At 46.7% G+C, this 3147-nt stretch carries 3 protein-coding genes; all 3 read left to right on the top strand.

The window, feature by feature from the left end:
- The coding region (locus Q0241_RS21835; protein WP_299381319.1) for an HlyD family type I secretion periplasmic adaptor subunit at positions 1–1609 on the top strand (1609 nt) is incomplete at its 5' end.
- 175 nt (positions 1610–1784) lie between these two features.
- Entirely contained in the window at positions 1785–2492 is a 708-nt protein-coding gene (locus Q0241_RS21830; RefSeq protein WP_299381316.1) for a transglutaminase-like cysteine peptidase, read from the top strand.
- A gap of 68 nt (positions 2493–2560) precedes the next feature.
- A partial coding sequence (locus tag Q0241_RS21825) for a hypothetical protein (protein WP_299381313.1) occupies positions 2561–3147 on the top strand: 587 nt, incomplete at its 3' end.

The raw sequence follows: 3147 nt of genomic DNA, 5'->3' as shown, positions 1-3147 counted from the left end.
AGATGGCTCTTTAGAAGAAGATCTACTCAACAACGTTGCAAAGTCGGCCTGGCAAGACATAGCCGATGCGGCAGAAATGTATAACGAACCGGGTCGCTTCACCACGTTTCTGGCCTATGAATACACATCGGCTACTGTTGAACGGGGTAACTTGCACAGGAACGTTATCTTTCGTGACAACCAAGCGGCGCCCGCGATTCCCTTTTCTCGCTATCATTCCCGCAACCCTGAAGATTTATGGTCGTGGATGGATGGCTTGCGTGCGAAAGGAATAGAGAGCTTGGCTATACCACACAATTCCAATGGCTCTAATGGTGCAATGTTTCAGCGCACGGATTGGGCCGGCAATGCCTTCACTGAGGAGTACAGCCGAACCCGTATGCGTAATGAGCCCTTGGTAGAAATTACGCAGATCAAAGGTACCTCCGATACTAACCCGCGCCATTCTCCTAACGATGAGTGGGCAGACTTTGAAATCATGCCCTTTAGAGTGGGTACCACGCTGCCGAGCAAAGAAGACGGCAGTTATGTGCGCGAAGCCTACCTCAACGGCTTGAGCTTAGCTGCAGATGGCTTAGGCAATCCATACAAGTTTGGTCTAGTCGCGGCCAGCGACACCCATGTTGCTGCAACTTCGGATGATGAAGAGAGTTATTTTTCAAAAGCTGGGCTGTTGGATGGCGATGCGGTAGCGCGAGGCTCCATCCCCGCTCCTAAGGCAGTTGCTTTGGCGGTTGGTGCATTGTTGCCTGATTCGCTACAAGAAATTGACGGTGAAACCTATATGTCGACCTCTTCGTTTGAAACCTGGGGAGCTTCAGGAATTGCCGGGGTTTGGGCTGAAGAAAATACTCGTGACTCCATTTACGCGGCCTTCAGACGCAAGGAAACGTTTGCTACAACCGGCCCAAGAATTAAGCTACGATTTTTTGCCAGCTATGATTTTAACGATGAATTGCTAGCCGACGAAAATCGCGTTGAAACGGCCTACCAGCAAGGTGTAACAATGGGTGCGACACTTGAAGCAAAACAGCGTATTGATGAAATGGTCCTAACCACAAAGGCCGAAGTCTCTGACGAGCTGAACAGATCACGCGCCGAGATGAAATCATTAAGCGAACGAGTTGCTGCAGGTGTTGATACTGTCCAGCGAACAGATATCAGGTCCCCTGTACGCGGAACAATCAAAGAGCTCAAACGTAATACTGTTGGCGGCGTTATTCGCCCTGGTGAAGACATTGTCGAGATTGTTCCGCTTGATGATACCCTATTGGTCGAAGCAAAAATTAGACCTTCGGATCGTGCTTTCCTTCGTTCCGGGCAGAAAGCAACGATTAAGGTTACCGCTTATGATTTCTCTATCTACGGCGGGCTTGAAGGTAAACTTGAACGTATATCTGCCAGTACGATTAAAGATGAAGAGGGCGAAAGCTTCTACCGCGTCTATCTTCGTACCGAAGACAACAAGATTGTCAGCAAAGGCAAAGAGCTTGAAATTATTCCTGGCATGACAGCAAACGTTGAAATCCTGACAGGTAAGAAAACTGTGATGGATTACTTGCTAAAACCGATCCTGAAAGCACGGGATTCTGCGCTGAGAGAAAAGTAAGCCTTTATCTCAAATTAGTTATGGTGGGCTTCCAATAGGTCGCCCACCATCAACACAACGTGTACGCGACAAATTAAGATCATACACACCGCAAAAATTAAGACTCTTTTAAGCGGTTCTTTGTCATTTTAGAAGCTGCATACTTTTACTATTTTTGGCGAACGCGACGCAGCTCTTGACCCATTTAAAGCCGTTACAAATTATTAAAAAGGCTGTCTTTATCACTGCCTTGGCTTCTGTGTTTCTAAACACAGTGTCAATAGAGGCTGCGCATGCCCAATCACTTGGCGATCTGGCAAAAGCAGCCAAAGGTAAAGGGACAGCCCTTTTCAGAACGGTTGAGTTCCGATCTAAGTCTTTCAAGGCCCTGCCGCAATGGGCCCGTGTTTTAAAAAAATCCAAAGCCGAAGTTAAACTATTAAACGCCTGTGCAAACAACGCTGCCAGCTGCAAAACACCGCAACAGAAATCGTGGCGAAAAATTATTCAGTCCGCCAAAAGCATGTCACGGCGTCAAAAACTTGATACTGTAAACAAGTTCTTCAATCGTTGGCCCTATAAACTGGATAGCGAAGTTTACGGCGTTAGTGAATATTGGGCATCACCCAATCAGTTCATGCGGACATCAGGCGATTGCGAAGACTATTCCATTGCCAAGTTTTATGCGTTGAAACAGCTGGGTTTCAGAGACAATGAAATGCGTATTGTTATTTTAAAAGATAGTATCCGTGGTATTGGGCACGCAGTGCTGGCAATATATGAAAAGAACGATATTCTTATACTGGACAGTTTGTCGAATCTGATACTGACACACACAAAATATCGACATTATATACCACAGTATTCTATGAATTCGACAACACGTTGGGCACATATCAAGTAAGATGATAATGACACCTCAGATATGCGCCAGAATTACGAATGCTCCCCGGGGGGAAAGAGCGGAGACCAATGAAGAAAAACGGTAAAGAGAAATTTGAATTTCACGCGATAAGCGACATAACAGGCTCTGAGCGTCCCGCAAATCGGCGAACGGTGGTAACTGCTGCTCTGGTTATTGGTGCGCTGATACTCTTATCAATTATTGTACCCGGCGTGATCATTAATGATAGGAAGAGCAGCGTTATTGCCAAGGTGCAGGATCGACAAGAAATTCTGGCATCCAGCAGAAGTGAGCTCGTCCAAACCTGGCTTGATTCCATCCGTGCGCAATCTGACCGGCTTGTTACCAACGAGCTTTTTCGTCTTTTTGCCTACGAAGTTGATCTCGCTGGTGGAGATTTCACACAAATTGTTCCCCCAAAACCCGGTGAAGACCCTGATTCCAATCTAGGTGTATCCTTGTTTGAGCAGTTGCCTTTTATGGAACGCGTCCTCACTGACTTTACAATCAACAGTGATTTCACAACCAGTTATCTTTTTGGTAAAACCGGGGTTGCGTACCTGACCAGTGGTGGCGCAGACCCTGTCTCTGAGCAACAAAAGCAACTTGCTATGTCCGCCTTTGGACGCAAAGAAGTTACTTTTGGCCCTGTCAG

It is taken from the genome of uncultured Kiloniella sp. (genome assembly GCF_937128705.1).
In the GTDB taxonomy this organism is placed as follows: domain Bacteria; phylum Pseudomonadota; class Alphaproteobacteria; order Kiloniellales; family Kiloniellaceae; genus Kiloniella.
The sequence above is the reverse complement of the archived record's forward strand: the minus strand, read 5'-3'. Positions and strand labels throughout refer to the sequence as shown.